11 protein-coding genes and 2 pseudogenes are annotated in these 20,603 nt (G+C 61.4%); 3 read left to right on the forward strand and 10 right to left on the reverse strand.

Annotated elements, in window-relative coordinates; all coding sequences use genetic code 11:
• Nucleotides 1-386: 386 nt before the first annotated feature.
• The 4 genes and pseudogenes from ACCQ01_RS06925 to ACCQ01_RS06940 all read right to left on the reverse strand — a co-directional run bounded on the left by ACCQ01_RS06925 (nt 387) and on the right by ACCQ01_RS06940 (nt 4,288).
• Nucleotides 387-1,817: a hypothetical protein gene (locus ACCQ01_RS06925; RefSeq protein WP_228433052.1), complete on the reverse strand. Its 1,431-nt coding sequence runs from the start codon at nt 1,815-1,817 to the stop codon at nt 387-389.
• A 262-nt stretch (nt 1,818-2,079) separates the two neighbouring features.
• Nucleotides 2,080-2,509: pseudogene (locus tag ACCQ01_RS06930) on the reverse strand (IS3 family transposase); the annotation flags it as partial.
• A gap of 134 nt (nt 2,510-2,643) precedes the next feature.
• Entirely contained in the window at nt 2,644-3,561 is a 918-nt protein-coding gene (locus tag ACCQ01_RS06935; protein ID WP_014507126.1) for a hypothetical protein, read from the reverse strand.
• A gap of 166 nt (nt 3,562-3,727) precedes the next feature.
• Nucleotides 3,728-4,288, reverse strand: a complete 561-nt coding sequence (locus ACCQ01_RS06940; RefSeq protein WP_223647674.1) for a hypothetical protein — start codon at nt 4,286-4,288, stop codon at nt 3,728-3,730.
• Between the two features lie 530 nt (nt 4,289-4,818).
• Between ACCQ01_RS06940 and ACCQ01_RS06945 the strand changes: the two are divergent.
• Nucleotides 4,819-5,736 (forward strand): annotated as a pseudogene (locus tag ACCQ01_RS06945) (glycoside hydrolase family 3 N-terminal domain-containing protein); the annotation flags it as partial.
• A gap of 278 nt (nt 5,737-6,014) precedes the next feature.
• Nucleotides 6,015-7,943, forward strand: a complete 1,929-nt coding sequence (locus tag ACCQ01_RS06950; protein ID WP_228433054.1) for an alpha-L-fucosidase — start codon at nt 6,015-6,017, stop codon at nt 7,941-7,943.
• A gap of 224 nt (nt 7,944-8,167) precedes the next feature.
• Here ACCQ01_RS06950 and ACCQ01_RS06955 read toward each other — a convergent pair whose 3' ends face one another.
• Complete coding sequence (locus ACCQ01_RS06955; RefSeq protein ID WP_228433055.1) at nt 8,168-8,761, reverse strand: hypothetical protein; 594 nt, start codon at nt 8,759-8,761, stop codon at nt 8,168-8,170.
• Between the two features lie 342 nt (nt 8,762-9,103).
• On the opposite strand from ACCQ01_RS06955, the gene ACCQ01_RS06960 reads away from it, so the two are divergent.
• Nucleotides 9,104-9,910 (forward strand): IS5 family transposase, encoded by an 807-nt coding sequence (locus tag ACCQ01_RS06960; protein ID WP_006449292.1) that lies wholly within the window; start codon nt 9,104-9,106, stop codon nt 9,908-9,910.
• Between the two features lie 26 nt (nt 9,911-9,936).
• On the opposite strand, the gene ACCQ01_RS06965 is transcribed toward ACCQ01_RS06960, so the two are convergent.
• From ACCQ01_RS06965 to ACCQ01_RS06985, 5 genes are all read right to left on the reverse strand, one after another.
• A complete protein-coding gene (locus tag ACCQ01_RS06965; RefSeq protein WP_228432663.1) occupies nt 9,937-10,959 on the reverse strand; it encodes a hypothetical protein in 1,023 nt (340 codons plus the stop codon).
• Nucleotides 10,960-12,202: 1,243 nt separating this feature from the next.
• Nucleotides 12,203-14,770: a beta-galactosidase GalA gene (gene galA / locus ACCQ01_RS06970; protein WP_228432662.1), complete on the reverse strand. Its 2,568-nt coding sequence runs from the start codon at nt 14,768-14,770 to the stop codon at nt 12,203-12,205.
• Nucleotides 14,767-15,975, reverse strand: a complete 1,209-nt coding sequence (locus tag ACCQ01_RS06975) for a glycoside hydrolase family 53 protein (protein WP_228432661.1) — start codon at nt 15,973-15,975, stop codon at nt 14,767-14,769. Before ACCQ01_RS06975 ends, galA begins: the two co-directional genes overlap by 4 nt.
• A 162-nt stretch (nt 15,976-16,137) precedes the next feature.
• A complete protein-coding gene (locus tag ACCQ01_RS06980) occupies nt 16,138-18,822 on the reverse strand; it encodes a TonB-dependent receptor (RefSeq protein ID WP_228432660.1) in 2,685 nt (894 codons plus the stop codon).
• A 360-nt stretch (nt 18,823-19,182) separates the two neighbouring features.
• Nucleotides 19,183-20,565 carry a helix-turn-helix domain-containing protein gene (locus ACCQ01_RS06985; protein ID WP_228432659.1) on the reverse strand — a complete coding sequence of 461 codons (1,383 nt, stop codon included), beginning with the start codon at nt 20,563-20,565 and terminating at the stop codon, nt 19,183-19,185.
• Nucleotides 20,566-20,603 lie beyond the last annotated feature (38 nt).

Genomic DNA, 20,603 nt, shown 5'->3' on the forward strand with positions numbered 1-20,603 from the left:
CAAGATCCTCTACCCATCGATGTCGTTTGAACTTCGAAGATCCAGACTGGGCACCAGAGCCTCGCTAGGCGCTCGTCACACAGCACGGCATCGGGCATGCACCTCCCACGGGCCTGTGCCGCCCGCCCCGGGACTGCTCTACCTGCGGTCGCCTTCTACCGGCAGGCATGTGCCTGCCAAAGCGCGTGAGATGACACGGCCCGCCGGACTGCGCGTAACGGAGACGGGCACCCTGCGTGCGAGGCCGCTCCCGGCCAAACTGGAACTAGGCTGTGGGTGCGATGGTGCCCTGGTCCGCATCGCCTGCAAGAGGGTCCCAGGGATGTTGCTCGCTGGCTATCGTTGGCAGGAGTGGCATCGCGGCCTGGGATGGCCGGGCCGAGAAGCTAAGCAAATTCGAGTTCGCGGCCCAAATAGCTGTTTGTCGGGGTCAGGCGTTGTTGTACATCCGCCCGGCCCCATTCGTGCGGCTCGATAACCAGGCCGGAATTCCGCAGGGCAAGGAGATGCTGCCGGACGCCTTGATAACGCTGGATGGCGGCAGCGATCTCGGAATCGTTGAGCTTGTCTTTCAGCATCGACCGAATGTCTTCTTCCGTGAGTGCAAGGATGGCGCGCTCCATGTCGGTATCTACCACCGGGGGAAGCGCAGTCCCATGAAACGCCCTGCGTTGCGGGTCTTCCAGGTTCGGCTGGGCACCGTCTGGGGCGGTAAGTTCCGCACCAAAACAGTTGTCGTTGTCGATGCCCATAACCTTGGCTCGACCATCCGGCTTGACGTGAATGAAATAGTTTTTGTCGTGGCGATCAGCTTCGCCCGTCAGATGGTCGAGCAGCTGCAGCTTCATCACTTCGGCGCACACGTTCGCCTGGACCAGGGTGGACGCATCGACCTCTTCGGCTGGTTTTCCTTGGGCGCGTTCCATGATCAGACCCAGAGCTGGCTCAAAGGGATCTTGTCCCAAATTCATCAGCGCCACGCGCGTGTCGGCAACCACGTGGAACCCGAGCCTCCTTGCATAGGCCACGGTTGCGAGATTGCGCATCGCTGTTTGCGGTTCTTCCCTGGAAATGCCCGTCAATCTGGCAACCACACTCCACTTATCCGGAGAGGGTGGCTCGTGGATAAGCGGCTTGAAAACCGCGCTCATCGCAGCTCCATCCGCGTTCCGGATCTCGACCTCGTACACCGTGTTGGAGCGGCCTTCTCCTAGCTCCCTCGGCGCCTGCAGCACCTGCGCGTTGGTGAAGGCAGGCATGGTGTCGTCCGTCATCTTCAGATTCAGCCGCGTGTACAGGCGATCAATCGACAGGCTGTCCAATACTTCATCCAGCAGTTGCCGATCGCTCATCAAAATGCCCTGGCCCAGAATTGCCTCTTCCAGGGCTTCGGCCATTTTTTTGACTGCAACCAATGGATCGATCTCGCCGGCGCGTGCGATCGCCAGCAGATCACTGCGCACCAGTGCCTCGAACGACTCCCTTCGCTCCCCTTGCATCGGTTTGGGAGCTCCATTGCGGATCACGCTCCATCGATCGGCCACGCTGACAGGTTGCTTTCTGGCCGCCCGCGCCTTCAGCCGCTTCATGGTTCGCCCCCCGTTGGGCAAGGCGGCCTGCAGTAGTTGCGTCAGTGCGTCGCGCCGGGCTTGCTTGCCCAGCCTGGCGGCTTCTTCCTGGCTTAGCTCCTCGGCTAACAATGCACCCAGCGTCTGGCGACGAGTCGGCGGGGGCTGCTGCAAAGGCAGCGGGTTGCTTACGGAAGGATGGAACTGGGTCTCGCCCCGTGACCAATGGGCTGAAGGAAGGCTTTCCACCGCGGAGGTCCCTGGCAACCGACCTGCCCTAGCCGCTGGCACCGGGAGCACAGGGATACGGACTGGGGAACGCCGCTTAGCTGTGCCGTCAGGCCGCTTTGGCGCACGACCTAGTCCTGACCATTCCCCCGGTACCACTGGCGCGGCCGGCGGGCCGCCATGGTCTGTGCTTGCAGCATCGGAATGGGCTTTCGGAGCACTCCAGAACAATTTTCTCAGCACGACGATTCTCTCTCTTCCATTGAGGCGGCAGCCCTATTGGGTACAACCACGCCCCACGCTTGTATTTCACGATGCGTTTTTGCCGTCGCAACTTGGGATCGATCATCCCAACGCTATAACGGCGACGGCGGTGCGCCAAGGCGCCTTGGCGCCAGCGCAGTTCGAAATTATTGTCGTCGCGCAGGCAATAGCTCAGCGCACTGGTGCCAATGCCGATCGCTGCCAAGGTGCGGCGCTCGCTGGCACCACCCCCGATCCACGCGTGCACCGGCGCACGGTGCGCCAATGCGCTCACGACTTTTCTCGTCGCGCATCCTTGACCAGAACGTTGAATCGCTTGGCATCGGGCACGCTCATTACGGCGAGCCTTGCTACGCGACGGGGAGCAAAGACGCCCCACTGAAGCCATGGCGCCCGCATAGGTCCTTGATCGCGACGCCCGCGTCGGCTTCGCGCAGAAGCCTGATGATCTGTTCTACGGGGAAAACGCTTCTTCACGTCAACTTCCTCGGAGTAGGAAATCAGACTCCAAACCGGGTCGCTAGTCGAATCGGGGGGATGTCGGGTTCACTTGCGCGGGCGGATGGCGGGCTCCTCCATCGACCTACCACCTAAACCCGTTGCCACGCCAGGCAGCATCTGCATAATTTTCTTTCTCGATTGTGCAGTACATAATCTTATCGAACGACTTTGAGGATAGTGCTGAGGATTGATATCTGGTGCTTGGGTCGCCAACCGAAACGCGTTCGTTGAAAAATTTGCTTGTATCCACATAGGCATCAATATGCCTTAGGAGCGGCTGCCCAATTTCAGGTGCGCCTCTCTGCTCAAGAAGATATTTATTGACATTCTCAGTCGATACTGGGCTTACGTTGGCAAGTGCAGCGGTCGCTCTGGCATCTGGCTGAGCCCGTGGAGGCCGTTGGAACAAGGGAGTAGGCTGCGGATTTAAGCCTTTTGATTGGTCTAACGTCATTGCTGTTGGATGTGTCACCCACGCATCCACAACGACCGTATCTTTCTCGCCCCACGTGGGGTCACGGGGATCACCAATCAGCACGTAAGCATGGTCTTCATCTGCGTCGCTTACTCGAAGTAGAGGCGCATTGAGTGAGCTGGCCGCCAATAGCGTATAACCCACATTTGCATGTTCGTTGCAGTTTCCGGCTTGGTAAGCTACAGCCCTACCCGCATTCTGAATGGGATCCTGGTTATACTCATTGTCTCGCAGCATCGCCCGCCTTGCCCATGACTCTCCTTGAGTGTAACTGATGTCAGTTTTCTGGTTACCTGCACCATAAGGTAGCAAGTACTTCACTTTCAGCACTGCATCTTCAGCGAGCTTCAAGTTTTGCATAGTGGAGGCGTTTACTTTCTTCTTTTTCGAACTGAACTTACTCAACCCGAGGAACTCAGGAGCTGTATATTCATGAAGTTTGACAATGGACTCTTGATCGAAGCCTGCCAAGCCATTGGGTGAATGGGATTCGTGTAAGCCATTGGAACGATGGATCTTTGGCATGTCAACGTCCTGGATACGGGACGGCAAGCCTGATCCTCTTGGCACTTTAAGATTTCTCGAAGAGCGAACCTTTATTTTCATGTGCGAAATAAGCGAGTTAATCGACCGTCGTTCTGGATGTCGTCTAACGCGCGATGGAGCATAAGGGTGGGCTAATCAGTGCCACTCAAGGACCCAGGTATTGCTTGTCGAAACTGATCGGCAGTGCACCGCGCGCCGCGGCCTTCACCGCATTGGCGGTCGGACCAAGCACGGTGTGCACGCCACGCGCTGCGCCGGTTCCGATCGATGCAGCCAGCGCACCCAGACGCTCGGCGCGTGTGGGTGCGGCGGTTGCTGTGGTGACTGCCGGGGTGTGCGCTGGCGGATCGGGTGGTGCAGGTTGTTCGTGGCGAATGGACGACAGATCTGATGAGGCGAAGGAGTCTTCGGCATCGAAGAAGTGCTCGCTGGTACTCTCGTTGCCATGCAGCATCGACGCACCCGAGGCATGCAGCAGCGGGCTCTCACCGGCGTGCTGGTTTCTCTCATCAGCGCTGCCAGATCCGTGGTCGCTTTTCGCGTTGCTGCGTCGTCCAGAAGGCCTGCGAGCCAGGCCCGACAGCGCCGGGTCCGCTGCAGGTGTCGGCGTCTCGTTGCGCTGTTGTAACGGCGGCATTTCGATCACGACGTCTGCGTGTGTCGATCGCGTTGGCTGGGAAGCACTGGCTGAAGGGATCTTCGTCACGGCATGTCCTCGCTGTGGGGTGGAGTGGCGGCGGCGTGCTGCCGCCTGGGCTAGCTGGGTTGCTGACGTGCGGCGTTGACAGCCGGCACACCATTCGACGGCCGCATGCGGTGCCAGCCTCGATTGCAGCGCCGGGGTCGCTGGTGGTCGGATGACGCGTCGATCGACGCGTCACCGCGGCCGACGTGCGGCATGCAGACACGGTCTGGCGCACGTGCCGTCATCCACGGTCCGGGCAAATACAGTGCGAACTTCTCGGCGTGCAATCGAAGTGCTCAGGCGTGCCCTGGCATTCACGGCCACCTTGCGTGGCATACGTCATCGTCGTCAGTGATTCGAAAATGACATCAAGCCGGAGATCCGGGGCGCTTCAATTGCGAAATGATCATTCCGCAACGGAATCTGTCATTTCGTGTGCGGATGAAGTATGTGTGCCGTGTGGCATGCCTTCGCCTGGCCGAATACATTTGCGTATGCGGAAGGATTAGAACTTCCGCCAATCAGGTTCGCACATGGGCGCAGTGCGGCTGCGCGTCAATAATGCAGCGCTGCAAAGCCGGTTACGGATTCCGATGCTGTTCGCTGCCGATGTGGTCCATGGCGACACCACTGTGTTCCCTGTGCCGCTAGGTGAAGCGGCTAGCTTCGAGCAAGAGCTGGCGCGGCGCATGGCGCGTGCAGCGGCGAGGGAGGCCAGTGCAGTGGGTCTCGACTGGACCTTTGCGCCCATGGTGGATATCGCCCGCGATGCACGCCGGTGGCGTGGCGTGGAAGCCGCTGGCGAAGACGTGCAGCTGGCGCGGCTGTTTTCGCAGCCGCGGGTGCACGGCTTCCAGGGTGGTGCCGGGCTCGCCCATCCCGAAGCAATGGCCGCCTGCCACGAACACTTCGCTGCCCATGGCGCGGCCGAGGGTGGGCTGGATTACAACCGCGTGGATGTATCCGAACGCACGCTGCGCGAAGTGTATTTCCCGCCGTTCCAGGCCGCTTTTGCCGCGGGCGCGGTGACGACCATGGCTGCATTCAACGAACTATCGGGCATTCCGGCCACAGCCAATGCATGGCTGCTGGATGGGCTGTTGCGCCAGGAATGGGGCTATCCCGGCTTGGTCGTATCCGACTTCAAGGCCGACCAGGAATTGATTGCGCACGGCGTGGCGGCCGATGAGCGTGATGCGGCAAGGTTGGCGTTCCTGGCCGGGGTGGATATCAGTATGGAAATTGGCTTGTATTTGCGCCACCTGCCTGCATTGGTTGCCGCAGGTGAGGTGCCGATGGCAGGGCTGGATGCCGCAGTAAGACGCGTGCTGGCATTCAAGGCGGCGTTGGGGCTGTTCGACGACCCATTCCGGCGTATCCGGCCGGCACGGGCGCAGTCATCTCAGCGCAGCAGGGAAACGTTGGCACTGGCGCGAGAGGCCGCATGCAAATCGGTGGTGTTGCTAAGGAAGCTCTGAACAACCTGCCAGGATCCTCTGCGCCGGAACCGGGGCCGATCCGGACGCCGCCTGCGATGCCGTGCGCGCGCCGATAAGGCATCGTTTGGCCGGGCAATCAGACGTCAAGCCACGAACGTTCGCTGCTTGCTTCGCACGCTCTCAACGCCAGCCGCACAGGGGTTTGCGCGCGCGCGGTGCCTTGCGCAACCGTCCTGTTGCTCCGGGGTTAGGACTCTTTCGGTTTTGGAAAAGCTAAGATTGAAGCCTGTGCAAAGCCGGAAGCGCTCATGATCGATCGTCGTACCTTTCTTGCCACGGGGGTGGTTGCCGCTACCGCCAGCTTCAGTGCATCGGCGGCTCGGATCGTGCAGACGCCGCGTGCCAACGGGCCGGCGCCGTGGGGTGCGCTGCCCAGCAAGCGACAACTGCGCTGGCATCGGTGGGAGCAATACGCCTTCGTGCATTTTGCGATGAACACCTTCACCGACAAGGAATGGGGCTACGGCGACGAGGATCCGCGCAAATTCGATCCCAGCGATTTTTTACCCGATCAAATCGTTGCTGCTGCCAAGGCTGGCAATCTGAAAGGGCTTATTTTCACGGCCAAGCACCACGATGGGTTCTGTCTTTGGCCGACGCGCTTGACCGAGCATTGCATCCGGAACTCGCCCTACAAGAGCGGCAAGGGTGACATCGTCGGCGAAATGGCAGCGGCGTGTCGACGCGCCGGCCTGGCGTTCGGCATCTACCTCTCGCCCTGGGATCGCAATCACGCCGAATATGGTCGCCCCGGCTATCTCGACTATTTCCGCAAGCAGATCGTCGAGCTCTGCACAGGCTATGGCGACCTGTTCGAGTTCTGGTTTGACGGCGCCAATGGCGGCGACGGCTACTACGGTGGAGCGCGCGAATCGCGCAAGATCGATGCGCCCGCGTACTACAACTGGCCACGGATGATCGAGCTGGTGCATCAACATCAGCCGATGGCCTGTACCTTCGACCCGCTCGGCGCCGATATCCGCTGGGGCGGCAACGAGGATGGTATTGCCGGGGATCCATCCTGGCCGACCATGCCCAATGCGCCGTATACCCAGGAAAACGGTAATTCCGGCGTGCGCGGCGCGGCGCTGTGGTGGCCGGCCGAAACCAACACCTCGATCCGCCCGGGCTGGTTCTACCATGCCGATGAAGACGGCAAGGTGCGTAGCCCGGAGAATCTGGTGCGCTATTTCGACACCTCCGTCGCGCGCGGCACCAACATGAACCTCAATCTTCCGCCCGACCGACGCGGCCGCATCCCCGACCACGACGTGGCGGTGCTGAAGAGTTTCGGCGACGCGATCCGCGCCAGCTTCGCCATCGATCTGGCCAGGGGTGCCAAGGCCAGTGCCAGCGCATCGCGTGGCCCTGGGTTCGAGCCGGCGCGCGTCCTCGACCGCCAGCCGGACAGCTACTGGTCCGCTCCGGACGATGTCACCACGCCGACGCTGACGCTGGAGCTGTCGGCGCTGCACAGTTTCGACCTGATCCGGCTGCGCGAATATCTGCCGCTGGGCGTGCGCGTCACCCGCTTTGCGGTCGAAGCCGAGGTCGATGGGCAATGGCGTCGGCTGGCCGAAGCGCAGTGCATCGGTGCCCAGCGCATCGTGCGGCTGGATCGCCCGGTCGCCGCGCGCCGGGTGCGCCTGGTGGTGCTTGAGGCGCCGGTGTGCCCGGCAATCAGCGAATTCGCGCTGTTCCGCGCCGTTGCGCCAGTGCCGGTCGCGCGGCCTACAGCGAACGCACCAGATGTGCTGTCCACCGCCGGCTGGCGAGTGGTCGAGGCGAGCGCGCCAGGGGCGGAAAAATTGCTCGACGACGATGCCAGCACGGTCTGGAGTACGCCCGCGCCGACGCCGGGCCATCCCGTGCAGGCCACCATCGACCTCGGTGCGCTGCATCAGGTTGCCGGCTTCAGCCTCACGCCCTCGCGCACGGTGATGGCCGGTGCGGCGCCGCCGAAGGGCTACCGCGCTGAAACCAGCGAGGATGGGCAGCACTGGCAGCCGGCCGGTAGCGGCGAGCTATCCAATATCGCGTATGCACTCTCGACCCAGCGTCTGAATTTCCCTGAGGTGCGCCAGATTCGCTATCTACGGTTGTCGTTCGCAGAACCGGCGGTGCCTGCCGAGCGGCTGGCAATCGCGGGGATCGGTGCGTTTTCGCGGTTGCGATGAAAGCAGGTGCTCCCAAGTGGCAAGATGCCGCGTGGGAGGCTTTGCATGACGACGGTAAAAGCCCGACAAACGCCGATGCGTAACGCTCGGCCAGATGGATAGCCCACGCGCATCGAGCGCTGCATGCGCGTCAGAACGTTTTTAGGAGTGCCTACTCAGTCGAGTAGGCACTCCACGATCACGGTCTAGGTCAAGAGAAATAGCTCTGGAACCAGATTGGCCCGTTAAACAGGGTCATACTCGCAACCCACGTACCGGAACTCGGGGAGGTAGCCCGTTTTGTCATAGTTGCCGCCGTAGTAGTCACACCTCCAGTTAGGTCCACCCTGCCAGGTTTTCTTCCAGCCCTCCTGGCAGCTACCATTTTGAAACCATCCCGAGTTGCTGCCGGAAACATGGGTTGTTCCCATGCGTTCGCCGATGAGAACAGCAGGCGCGTACCTGGAGTGCGCTTTCGGCGGGCAAGAGTTTTCCTCAGCGCGCTCGTTGCACTCTTGCCAACTTCTGTTGTAACTACCGGAAAGGGAGAGGCCTGAAAGTTTGAAGGGTAAATCCCAGTCCGCGCTCAGACCAACGTTGAAGTCTTGGCCTCGGCAAGTTCCGCGAGCAGTGGATCGGGTGGACGTCGGGCAGTGTGCCTCATCCCCATAACACACCGCTTGGGTACCTTCATCTTCAAAGAAGGATTTTTGATCTTTTCCGTTCCACCCACCAAAGGTCGTATGTAGGTGGGGATTTTGAGCGCCGGCTTGCGCGGTTCCCACGATAGTCGATGCAAGAAAAACAGCATAGAGGTATTTGCTTAATTTGATGGTCATTTCGTTCTCCATTGGGTAATTGGATTATTTAAATTAATTTTGGAATAACCTCAATCGGGCGAGGTTCAAATACAGCTAAAGGCTCGAGATTCGCAGTTCTTCAGTTAGGATTGGCTATTATTTTTACTATTTCTGGGGTGAGAGGCATTGGCCTCTTAGCTCGCCGGGGAAATATCGTAGTCGCGAGATTGGCTGCTTCCGGCAAATTCGACGATTGAATACTATTGCCTGCTTTCGTTTAACCTAATTTCTTTAGGTCATCGCAAGTGAAGCGGCGTGACGTGCGCCTCGGCTGTTTAGAGCGTGTTATGAACTTTGCCCTTGTCACGATAACGTATACGGATGAAGCCTCGTAAGCCATATCCAACCGATATCTCCGACGAAGAATGGGCCTTCGCTGCGCCATATCTCACACTGATGGATGCGCAAGCACCGCAGCGCAAATACGCGCTACGCGCGATGTTTAACGCACTGCGCTGGATCGCACGCGCCGGCGCACCGTGGCGATTGCTTCCCAACGATTTCCCGCCTTGGGAAGCGGTGTATCAGCAAACGCAGCGCTGGCTGCAGGCTGGCTGCTTTGAGGCCATGGTCAGCGATCTGCGCTCACTCTTGCGTGTGGCACAGGGGAAGAAAGGCCAGCCGAGCGCGGTGATTTTTGATGGCCGGACGCTGCAGTCCACCTGTGAAAGCGGGCCGCGTGCTGGATACGATGGCTATAAGCGCAAGAAAGGCAGCAAGGTGCATATGGCCGTCGATACGCTGGGACATCTGCTTGCCGTCCAGGTCACGCCGGCCAACGAGCAGGAACGCGCACAGGTCCGTTCGTTGGCCCAGGAGGTACAACACGTGACCGGTGAAACGGTCAAGATCGCTTTTGTGGATCAGGGCTATACCGGCCAAGAACCGGCGCAAGCGGCTAAGGAAGAGGGCATTGAGTTGCACGTCATCAAGCTGCAAGAAGCGAAGAAAGGCTTTGTCTTGCTGCCGCGCCGCTGGGTTGTCGAGCGCAGCTTCGGCTGGGTCAATCGCTTCAGACGACTGGCGCGCGACTATGAGCGATTGCCGGAAACGTTGGCCGGTTTGCACTTTGTCGTCTTCACGATCCTGATGCTTGGAAATGCAGCCGCTCTATTTCAAAGTTCATAACACGCTCTAGAATTGGTGTGCGTGGTTTAGCCATGCCCCTGTACCAGGGATTGCAAAATATCCCGTTCTTCAGGCGATGCAGAAGGTCGCGATACAGCCGTTGTGAGCGTCGATCGTAGGGGTGCGGTCAGTTCCACATCGCCGCTTGCGATCGAATTGAGCGTCTGCCTCACCAGCGGTTCGGTTGCACCGCTTCTTAGGTAATTGACCGCCGCATCTGCTGCGGCATCGGGGGAGGAGAGTCGATAGACTTTCTGGGCAGCCAACGCTTTCACTGCATCGTTTCCGTTTCCGGTTACGACCGAATTCATTTGCGAAATTGCAGTACTTTTCAGGTTTCTTGCGTCCTTGGAGGTGTCTTCTTCAATCGTGCCAATAAAGTTTAAAGCAGCGACTGACGTTGGCACGTCGGTTGCCTGGCTATTGAGAGCCGACATCGCCTGCGACAATGCCTCCCTTGGCGCTGTGCCGGGAAAGTTTGAATACGTCTTGTACATTGGAGTGTAGAGGCTGGCGTCCTTGCTCGCGCAAATGCGATTTGCCTCGTCTACCATCATCTTTCTGCCGGACTCGCTGCGTACGATCATGTTTTGAATAATTTCTCGATTCGCGGCATCTTTTGCGGGTATTTTTGCATAATAGTCAGCCACCGCCTTTCGGGCCTCTGGGCTGGAATCGATCGTGCTGAGCAGGCGGGACATGAAGATGTCTCGTTGTGCCCGGGACATGGCATGGCCTGAATCCCAACGATCAAAAAAGTCCTGTAAGCGGTGTTGGACTTCGCTCGCACCAAAGGGCTTGTCACTCTCAGCATCTGTGGAATCGCTGAATTCGAACCCGCCCACCTTTGCATGCTCCTGGTGCGACGCATGATTACCTCCGACGGGGGAGAGCGTCTGGGCTGCGGGGCTTGCGTTAACAGCTTTATCGCTGCTTGATTGAACTCCAAGATATGCTAGTGAGCACACCCCAATGACCGCTATGAGTCCACCCATGACGAATGGCGTAGCGGGCTTTCCCGCGGGAGCGTATTTAATATTTTCAGTCATTGATTTTCCTAGGACGGATAATTCGCTGGATATTCAATATTTTTAATGTTGCCGCACAGAAGTTGCGCTATGCATGAGTCAGTTGCGCTGATTGAAAGTGGCGAATAGTTGCAGAAGTTGGGCGTGTGACCAGGTCTTTCTTATTTCTAATTCTTGTCTGCAGCAGTGCGGTTTCGAGACTTAATCTGATCGATTCCAGTCTTATAACTTTGCCCACTCAGGATCGGTTGATTGCTGCTTTCGATTGACGTACATGTTCAAGTGGCGTTATCTATGTCAGTTCTTGCCACGAATCGTCAGTGGGTGCGATAAAGTTAGTTACTATTTTTGGGTAATTTAATTTATGCAGAAGGCAAGGGATTGCTGCTTTTCAAAGACGTTCTTTAATCTCAAAATATAACCATATCTTTGCTTTAAAAATTGGCGTCGAATTGCGAAGTGGGTTTGATTTAGCCGATGCAGTAGTCAAAGGTTGATGCTAGTTTTTTGACACTCATGGTGTGGTTGTACGGGTCTTATATTTTTGTGGAATAGCGGCGGATGATCTGGCATTGACAGGGCGGCGCGGCAAGCGGGTTGCAGAGAGAAAGAAAATAAATTTCTCCCGGCTCGCTTTCGGTCAAGCTGGTCCGCCTGTCTGCCTGCTCTTGTCGCCGTGTTTTCAGTGCAGCTGTAGGCCGGGATGCAGATCTAATGACGGCTGCGTCACCCAATTTCCAGAATGGCCAAGTGACTTTGTGCGTTTGGCGGCAATTGCGCGCTGGGCAATGGCCTTGTGCGCTGACGTCCAGACCCAGAAGCGTGACCTTGCACAAGGTTGACGCGAGAACTGGCGGTCATCTGCTCGATTGGTTCTTAGAGCGAAGATGATGTGCGACGACGGGCCACTACTGTTTTGTCGCTGAGGCTATCTCTCGGCGGGCACGTCCTGCTTCCAGACTGGCCGTCGGACATGAGGTGCTGCCAGCATTGAGCAATGATCGGTGGTGTCACCTAGAGAAGACGCAGGCGGCTTGAGCCACCACAAGGTGATGCGCGGTGGTCAGATGCGGCTTCCGGGATGTCGGGCTAGGTGTATCTCCGTGAGGCACGCAAGTTCTTTCAACTTGCAGGGAGGTCATCTACAAGCCGTGAAGCGTTGCGCCGACTTGCCCTATCGTTTCCGCGGCGAGCCGGGTCTGCATTGCCCGCGCCAATATAGGGCGCGGGCCTGTGCAGGGGCCAACTGCACCTGATGGAGAGGTTAGCCCACCGACGGCCGCAAGGCCGACGTGGCAACCTGCAAGCGCAGTCTAGCCGGGCGCAATGCGGACGCGCTGGCCTCCAGCACGATATCGCCGCTGCTGCGCGTGGTCTGCAGCAGCACCGCACACAAGCCATTGAACGCCTTGCGCTGCGGTGCCTTGTCGTCTTCGTGGCTACTGGGGTCGCCGTTGCCCACGCCGATCAGCCTGGCAGACCCACGCAGAGCGAAGTGCACCAGGTGGTCGGCATTCGGTACAAGCCTGCCTTGTGCGTCGACGATCTCTACTTTCACCACTGCCACATCTTCGGCGTCGGCACGCAGTGCACTGCGATCGCAGCTCAGGCGGATCGCTGCCGGCTTGCCGGCCGTTTCGCGGCGTTCGGTGAGCACCAGTTTGCCGCCGCGATAGCCGCGTGCTTCGATAGCGCCCGGTGCGTAAGCCACGCGCCATTCGACATGGCCGTAGGCCGGGACCTGCTGCAGGCCCTGGCTGACGCCGTTGACCAACAGTTCGACCGCTTCGAGATTGCTGTGGCACCAGACGTGGACGTGGCCGTTGTCGTCCGGTTGCAGCAGGCCGTCCCAGTTCCAGTGCGGGAACAGATGCAGCACTGGCTCGGTGGTCCACTGCGCGCGGTAGTACCAGTAGTTGTCCTTGGGAAAGCCGCAGCTATCGAGCACGCCGAATTGCGAGGCGACGTTGGGCCAGCGGTTGTAGGGCGTAGGTTCGCCGCGGTAATCGAAGCCGGTCCAGATGAAGCCGCCGGCGATGTACGGGCGCTGCGCCACGTAGCTCCACCAGGCTTCGGCGGTGCTCGCCCACCAGGGGTGGTCCAGATCATAGGCGCGGGTGTAGCCGCGGGTGTCGTCGCGCAGATAGTTGCCGCGCGCCGAGACGGTGCTGCCGGTTTCGCTGCCGTAGATCGGAATGTTGGGATATTGCGCGTGGAAGCCATCCATCTGGCTGGTGCGGTAGTTGAAGCCGACCACATCCACCACCTGGCCGACGCCGTCGCCAAAGCCCTTGTCCATGGCGAACGTAGTAGGACGGGTGGGGTCAAGCTGGCGCACGCGTTGCTGCATGCGCGTGACAATGCGCGCGCCGCGTTCGGTGACCTGTTGCGGCTCTTCGTTGCCGAGCGACCACAGGATTACGCTGGGGTGGTTGCGCCCGCGCCGGACCATCGTCTCCAGTTCGGCCATTGCCTCCGGGTCGGTGGACATGCGCCGGGTTTCTTCGATCACGAACATGCCCAGGCGGTCGCACAGCGCGAGCAGTTCGGGGGTGGCCGGATTGTGCGAGCTGCGATATGCGTTGCAGCCCATCGACTTGAGCTGGCGCAGGCGCCATGCGTGCAAGGCATCGGGAATGGCCGTGCCAACGCCGGCATGGTCCTGGTGATTATTGGTGCCGTGCAATTTCAACGGCTCGCCATTCAATAGAAAGCCGCGTTGCGCATCGAAAGCGATGCTGCGCACGCCGAACGGTGTTGCAAGCGCATCGACCGCAACCCCTGCGCTGTGCACGCTGGTGGTGAGGGTGTAGAGCTGCGGGGCATCGATCGACCACAGCGCGGCCTGCCCGAGCGGCACGGTCTGTTCGACGACCTGCACCTGACCGGGCGCAACCGTGACCGCTGCGCTAGCCGCTTGCGCCACGATGCGTCCACCCGGTGCGGTGATGCGCGCCTGCACCACGCATTGGCGTGACGTGGTGCCGTCGTTGCGCACTTCGGTGGAAAGCTGCGCGGTGGCGGTGTCGCCTTGCACGCTGCTGCGCACAAACACGCCATGCTGCGGCACGTGCAGCGGGTCGGTCTTCTGCAGCCACAGATGCCGGTAGATGCCGGCGCCTTCATAGAACCAGCCTTCGCCCAGCGTGGCATCCACGCGCACGGCGATGAGGTTGGGCTTGCCGTAGTCGAGCACTTCGCTGAGGTCGACCTCGAAGCCGCAATAGCCGCTGGCATTGCGCCCGACGATGTGGCCGTTGCAAAACACCACGCAATCGCGGAACACGCCGTCGAACACCAGGCTGATGCGCTTGCCCAGATCGCTTGCCGGAATCTGCAGCGTGCGCCGATACCAACCCACGCTGTTTTCCGGAAAGCTCGTGCCCAGCGCCTTGTAGCCGTGTGCGGCTGCCGGGTCTTCTTCGGTCATCGAGGCGGAGATCGGCTCCGGGCGGAAGGGCAGGGTCACGGCCCAGTCGTGCGGCAGGTCCACCTGTTGCCAACTGCTGTCGTCGAAGACCAGTTGCGCGGCGGTGGCGGTGTCCTTGCCGGCCTTGGCGAAGGTGCGCTGGAAGGTGCCGAACTCGAAGTCGCGCGCCGGGTCGCTGGCATGGCCGAGATGGAAGCGCCAACCAAAGTCGAACAGCAGCCGTTCGCGTGGTGCCAGGCTTGCATCGCCGAGCGGGGCGAGCGGCGTGGCATCTTTCGCCGCGGCTGGCGCTGCATCCGCACTGCCGGGCAACAACGCACCGGCTGCACCGGCCGGGAGTGCGGCACGCACGCCACTTGCCAACATGCCGCGCAGTAACTCGCGGCGATTGATGCCGGTCATGGCTGCGTCCTCTTGTTGTCGGCAGCGTCGCCTCGCGTGTCGACAGCAGGCTTGCCTGCTTCGGGCTGATGCGATGCAGGCGCGCCGGTATACAGATGGCGCATGAAGTCGATCGCCGGCAATACTTCGTTGTTGTGCTGGAAATCGAAGAAGCTGGCGTTCTCCCACGACGAGCCGGTGCCCCAGCGCGTCTTGCAGCTGCTGCTGGTCCAGGCTGGCTCCCAATACACCACGCCGGCGCCGCCGGTATCGATCACCAGTTGGGTGAGATCCACCATGTAGCGCGCCTGGCCTTGCGGAGTGGCCGGGTAACCGGCAATCAGCGAGTCTTCGCCGAGCAGGTTGTGCGAGGTGTCGCCGGATGCCAGTGTCCACGGGTAGGCGGTTTCCACCACCACCACGTCGGCATCAAAGCGGCTGCGCAAGCGCTTGATGGTCTTGCCCAGCTCGGCCATCGACTGGGTGGACCACTTGCGGTAGTAGCTGATGCCGATCAAATCGAAGTCGGTCACGCCGGCCTTGGTGGCGGCGGCGAACCACGGCTCTACATTTTCCGGCTGGGCGATATGCAGCATCACGCGTGGTTTGATGGCCGAGCGTGCGCTGATGTCGCGTACCGCCTTGATGCCGGCATTGAACAGCTTGGCGTTGCGTTGCCAGTCGATCGGGCGCTTCTTGTCCCATGGGATGCTGTCCATCAGATCGGAATTGCTTTCGTTGCCCACCTGCACCAGCTCGGGCATCAGCCCGGCGCGATCGAGTGCGCTCAGCGTGTCGTAGGTAAACCCGTAGAGCGTGCGCGCCAGCTCGTCGGTGTCGGTGATGCTGGCCCAGGCCTTGGGAATCAGCTGTTTTTCGCCATCGGCCCAGTCGTCGGAGTAGTGCAGGTCCAACAGCACCTGCATGCCCTGCGCGCGTGCGCGGCGGATGGTCTTTTTGACGTCGGACAGGTCGCTGTATTTGGTCCAGCGTGCGTCATTCCACAGCCGCACACGCACCAGGTTGGCGCCGTGTGTATGGAAGAGTTCGAACGGGTCTTTCACCACGCCGTTCTCGCGGTACTGCACGCCGCATTCCTCCATCTCGTTGACGTAGGACAGGTCCGCGCCCAGATACAGCGTTTTCGGGGCGGGTGCGGCGTAAGCGGCGGTGGACAGTGCCAGCGCGAGCAGCGCCGGCGCCCAGAGGCGGTGAGTGGAGCGCATGCAATTCCTCGGCAGATCGAAAACATGAAGCGGCCGACAGCATGCCGCAGGTCATCGCGCCTGGGCGCGGCCGGCCACGCGAAGTGGAATGCACGTGCGTACATCCACTGCGGTTGCGGTTGCGCGCCCTGTGCGACTGCGCAGCCAGGCTGTCGGTGGTGCTCAGAACTTGTAGGTCGCTTCCAGCGCGTAGCGGCGGCCGAACACCTGGTAGCCGCCGTCGTCCTGATTGGCCAGACGGTTGGGCTTGTTGTCGGTGTAGGCGCGCAGCGGTTCGTTGGTGAGGTTGCCGGCCTGGAAGCGGAAGCCCAGCTGCTTGCTGTACTGCCAGTTCAAGCTCAGATCCACCGTGCCCTCGCTCTGCAGACGCGCAAGCCGCGCCGCATTCCAGCCGTACACCACTGTGTAGGGGCTGTGGTACTTGTAGCCCACGCGCGCTTCGAAGGTACCGTTGCTGTACCACAGGTCGAAGGTGCCGGTCTTGCGCGCCAGGCCGCTCAGCGGCAACGGGTTGTCTGCCGGCGAGAATTCCTTGAGGTTGGAATCGACCAGCGAGAAGTTGGAGTAGACACCGAAATTTTCCATGTGCGGGATGAAGTAGAACGGCGTCTGCAAGGTGAGCTCCACGCCGTTGATATGCCCGCCGCCGCCATTGAACGGTGCGCTGACCAGGTAATCGAGGCCGTTGATCACTTCGCGGTCGGTGCGGTAGCCGATGCTGGAGTCCACTTCCTTGCGATACACCGCCAGCGCGGCCAGTGCTTCCTTGTGGAAGTACCACTCGTACGACACATCGACCTGGGTGGCCTTGAACGGGTCCAGCTGCGGGTTGCCGCCGCTGCCGGTGAGCTGGCCAACGGTCACGGTGGGGTCGTCCAGGCGTCGGCCGGTGCGCAATTCGTCCAGCGGCGGGCGTGCGATGACCTTGGCTACGGCAAAGCGCAGGATGCGCTGGTCGTCGATCAGGAAGTTGAGCGTGGCGCTGGGCAGGACGTCGGTGTAGTCCTTGCTGTCGCTGCTGGCCTGCACGGTGGTGCCAACCGAATCGAAGCCGTCGCTGGTGGTCTTGGTGCTGACCAGACGCACGCCGATATTGCCGGTGACATCGGTGCCGAACAGCTGTGAGCTGAAGACCGCCTTGGCGAAGGCTTCGCGCACGTCTTCCTTGACGTTCCAGTGGTCGAGCAGTTGCTCGTCGAGCGTGGCCGGATCAAACCCGCCGAAGCCGACATCGGCAATGGCGTCCATGTTGCCGCCGGTGAGCGTGGGCACGTTCAAGTCCGGCATGGTCACCGGATAGATCAGGTTCTGGTATGCCGAAATCGGCTGGTCGTAGCCGGACTGATTGCTGATGAAGCGGCGGTTCTGTTTTTCGCGGCGCGCGGCGCGCACGCCGAATTCCACCGAGGTGAACGCGGCCATGTCGATCTGGCGGCCGGCGTTGAGCGCCAGCGCGGCGATCTTGTCGCGCAATGCCTGCGGCTCGGTCTGGCCGGCGATGCCGTATTCGGGCGTGTCCGAGCTGGTGCGGATGGTGGGCGTAACGCTGCGACGGAAATCGAACGACACCGTGTCTGGGTTGCTGCCGAAGCGCACCGCCTGCCAGGTGTTGTCGCGCTTGGCCTGCGAGAACGACAGGTCGCTGGCCAGCGTCCACACATCGCCGTTCCACTTGGCGTTCAAACCGCCCGCGGTGAGTGTCTTGACCTCGTTGTAGTGGCTGACCACATGGTCGACCTGCAGGTTCGAGTTGGCCAGCGTGCCGGCCACCACGTCGCCATCGACGATGGTGTAGGACGAGCCGGGTGTGGTGTACGGGTTGGCGCCGGTCGAGAACGTGCTGAAGGCCAGCCCGTTGAACCAGTTCTGCAGCTGGTCCTCGTCGATTTCGATGCGCGAATACAACCCGTCGAACTTCATCTCGAAGTTGCCCGAGCGCCATTGCACCGTGCCCATCGCGCCGGTGCGGGTCTGTTCGGTCAGCTTGAGCTGGTCGGCGGCGCCGAACGGGGTGGGGTCCACGGTGCCATCGCCATCCACATCGCGCGAGGTGGTGGCGTCGGTATAGCCCCAGCTGCCGATCGACGAGTTGGAGTTCTTCTGCTTCTGGTAGGTGGCGCCAAACGCCACGGCCAGGTTGTCGTTGAATTTGTGCACCAGGCTGGCGCCGAAGCGGTTACCCCATGGGCTGTAGCCGTCCACGTCCTTGGCATGGTCGTAGAACACCGGGCCGGCGGTGCCAACAAAGCCTGCGCCGGTGTAGTCCAGCGGGCTGATGGTGGAGATGTCCACGGTGGCTGCCAGACCGCCGGCCACCAGGTCCGCCGACTGCGTCTTATACACCTTGACCGTGGAGACGATTTCGGTAGGGAACACTTCCCAGCGCACGGCACGATTGGGTTCGGACGAGGCGATTTCGCGCCCGTTGACGGTGCCCATGGTCATGCGCGGGCCCAGGCCACGCACGGTGGCCAGGCTCTCGTTGCCGCGGTCGCGGGTGCCGTTGACGCCGGGCAGGCGCACCAGCGCCTCGGCGACGGTGACATTGGGCATCTGGCCCATGTTGTCGGCGGAGATCACTTCCATCACATGGTCGGACATCTGCTTGGCTTGCACGGCCTGATTGAGGCTGGCGCGCTGTCCGATCACGGTGATGTTGTCCAGCGTGACCGGCGCCTGGGCGGTGGTCGCGCCAGTGGCCGGCGGCTGCGCGGGCGGCGTGCTGTCCTGGGCCTGGGCACTGAAGGCGGTGGCGAGCACGCAGGCGATGGTGGTGCACAGCACTGCACGGGCAGGCAGCGGACGCGCGTGCCGGCTGACCGGGCGGGCGGAGTGGTGAACAGGCATCTTTTGATCCCTCCCAGGACAAAATGACCGAATCGGAATGAGGCCGGCCACGGGTGTGGCTGGGTGGCGCGGAACGCGCGGCTAGCGTGTTTCTACGCGGAATGACGGTGTTGCGAATGCGCTAGTGGTGCACCTGCGGTATGCGTGCCGCGTCATCGTATGACCCGATGGCGCGCCCCCTGTACTGCATGTGTCCGCTTCAGGGTAGAAGCGCATGACATTCCATTCCAATGAAGCATTTTGCGGGAGCTATCTCGCGTTGGAATGCTGCAGTGCAGCGCTAGCGCCCGCTTGCGTCACGCTGGCGTAGTGCGCGGCATCGCGTCTGCATGAGGTGGCGGCGCCGGACGCGTGGGTGGACTAACGCATGCCCGGCAGCCGGGGCAGCGCCGGGAATGCGCGCTGCACGCAGTCGCTGCGTTCGCAGGTCAGGCAGCCCGGGCCGATCGGTACTGCATCGTCCACCGCGCCCAGATCCCAGCCACGTGCGTAGACCAGTTGATCGGCATGGCGCAGGTCGCAGCCCATCGCCAGCGCGAAGGTCTTGCGCGGCCGCCCATAGCCGGGCGGCCCGCTGGTCACCTGCCGGGCCAGCCAGAAGTAGCGACGGCCGTCGGGCATGCGCGCGATCTGGGTGAGGATGCGGTCGGGCTGGTTGAAGGCTTCGTAGACGATCCACAACGGACAGGCGCCGCCGACGTGCGAAAAATGGAAGTCGGTGGCGGAGTGGCGCTTGGACACATTGCCGGCACGGTCCACGCGCATGAAAAAGATCGGCAGGCCTGCCGCACCGCGCCGCTGCAAGGTGCTCAGGCGATGACACACCGCCTCGAAGCCGACGCCGAAGCGGTCGGCCAGCCATTCGATGTCGTAGCGCGATGCCTGCGCGCTGCGCAGGAACGGCGTGTACGGCATCACCAGCGCGCCGGCAAAATAGTTCGACAAGCCGATCCGCGACAACGCAATGCGTTCGGCATCCTCAAACCCGGCATCGGCGATGCGCGCATCGAGCAGTGGCCCACATTCCAGCAAGGCCAATTGCGCCGCCATCTGGAACGCTTGCTGGCCGGGGCGCAGATGGGCGGGCAGCCACAGCACGCGTGCCTGCGCATCCACGCTGCGTTTGTCGCTGTGCAGGTCGGGCGCTTCCTGCACAAGCAGCCCGTGGCGGTCGGCCAGGCGCTGGCGCAGACGCAGCGGCAGGTTTTCCGGGGTCAGCCCAAGTTCGGTGTAGAGCGCTTCGGCGCGTTCGTCGAGTTCGGGCAGATAGTTGTGCGCGCGGTTGAAGTAGTCGCGCACCTGCTCGCCCGGCGAGAGCGACGGCAACGCGGCGTGTTCGGCGCCCACCTGCACTTCCAGCACGGCAGTGCGTTCTTGCAGATGCATATGCGCGCGCTGCAGGTCCAGCAGCGCCTGTGCCACCTGCGGCAGGTTGCCGGTGAGCATGCGCAGTTCCGCCGCCGACAAACCATGCCCGAGCGCGCGTAACGCCTCATCCAGCGGCTCGACCAGTGCCGCCGGGTCGTCCGCGCTCAGCAGGCCGTCCAGGTCGCCCAGCGCGGTTTTGAGGCGCTGCTGGATCGCCAGCGTCAGCGGGCGCTGGTTGCGTTCGATCTGGTTGAGATAGCTCGGCGACAGGCCGAGCCGGCGTGCCAGTTCGGCCTGGGTCAGCCCGTGCCGCTGACGCAGGCGCTGCAGACGCAGGCCGAGCTGATGGCGGAGGAGGGCGCTGGACTGGGGCATTCGCAAGCTTCGCAAAAGACTGCCCGCAGCTTAGCGCG

The organism is Xanthomonas sp. NCPPB 4037, assembly GCF_041475695.2.
Lineage (GTDB): Bacteria > Pseudomonadota > Gammaproteobacteria > Xanthomonadales > Xanthomonadaceae > Xanthomonas > Xanthomonas campestris.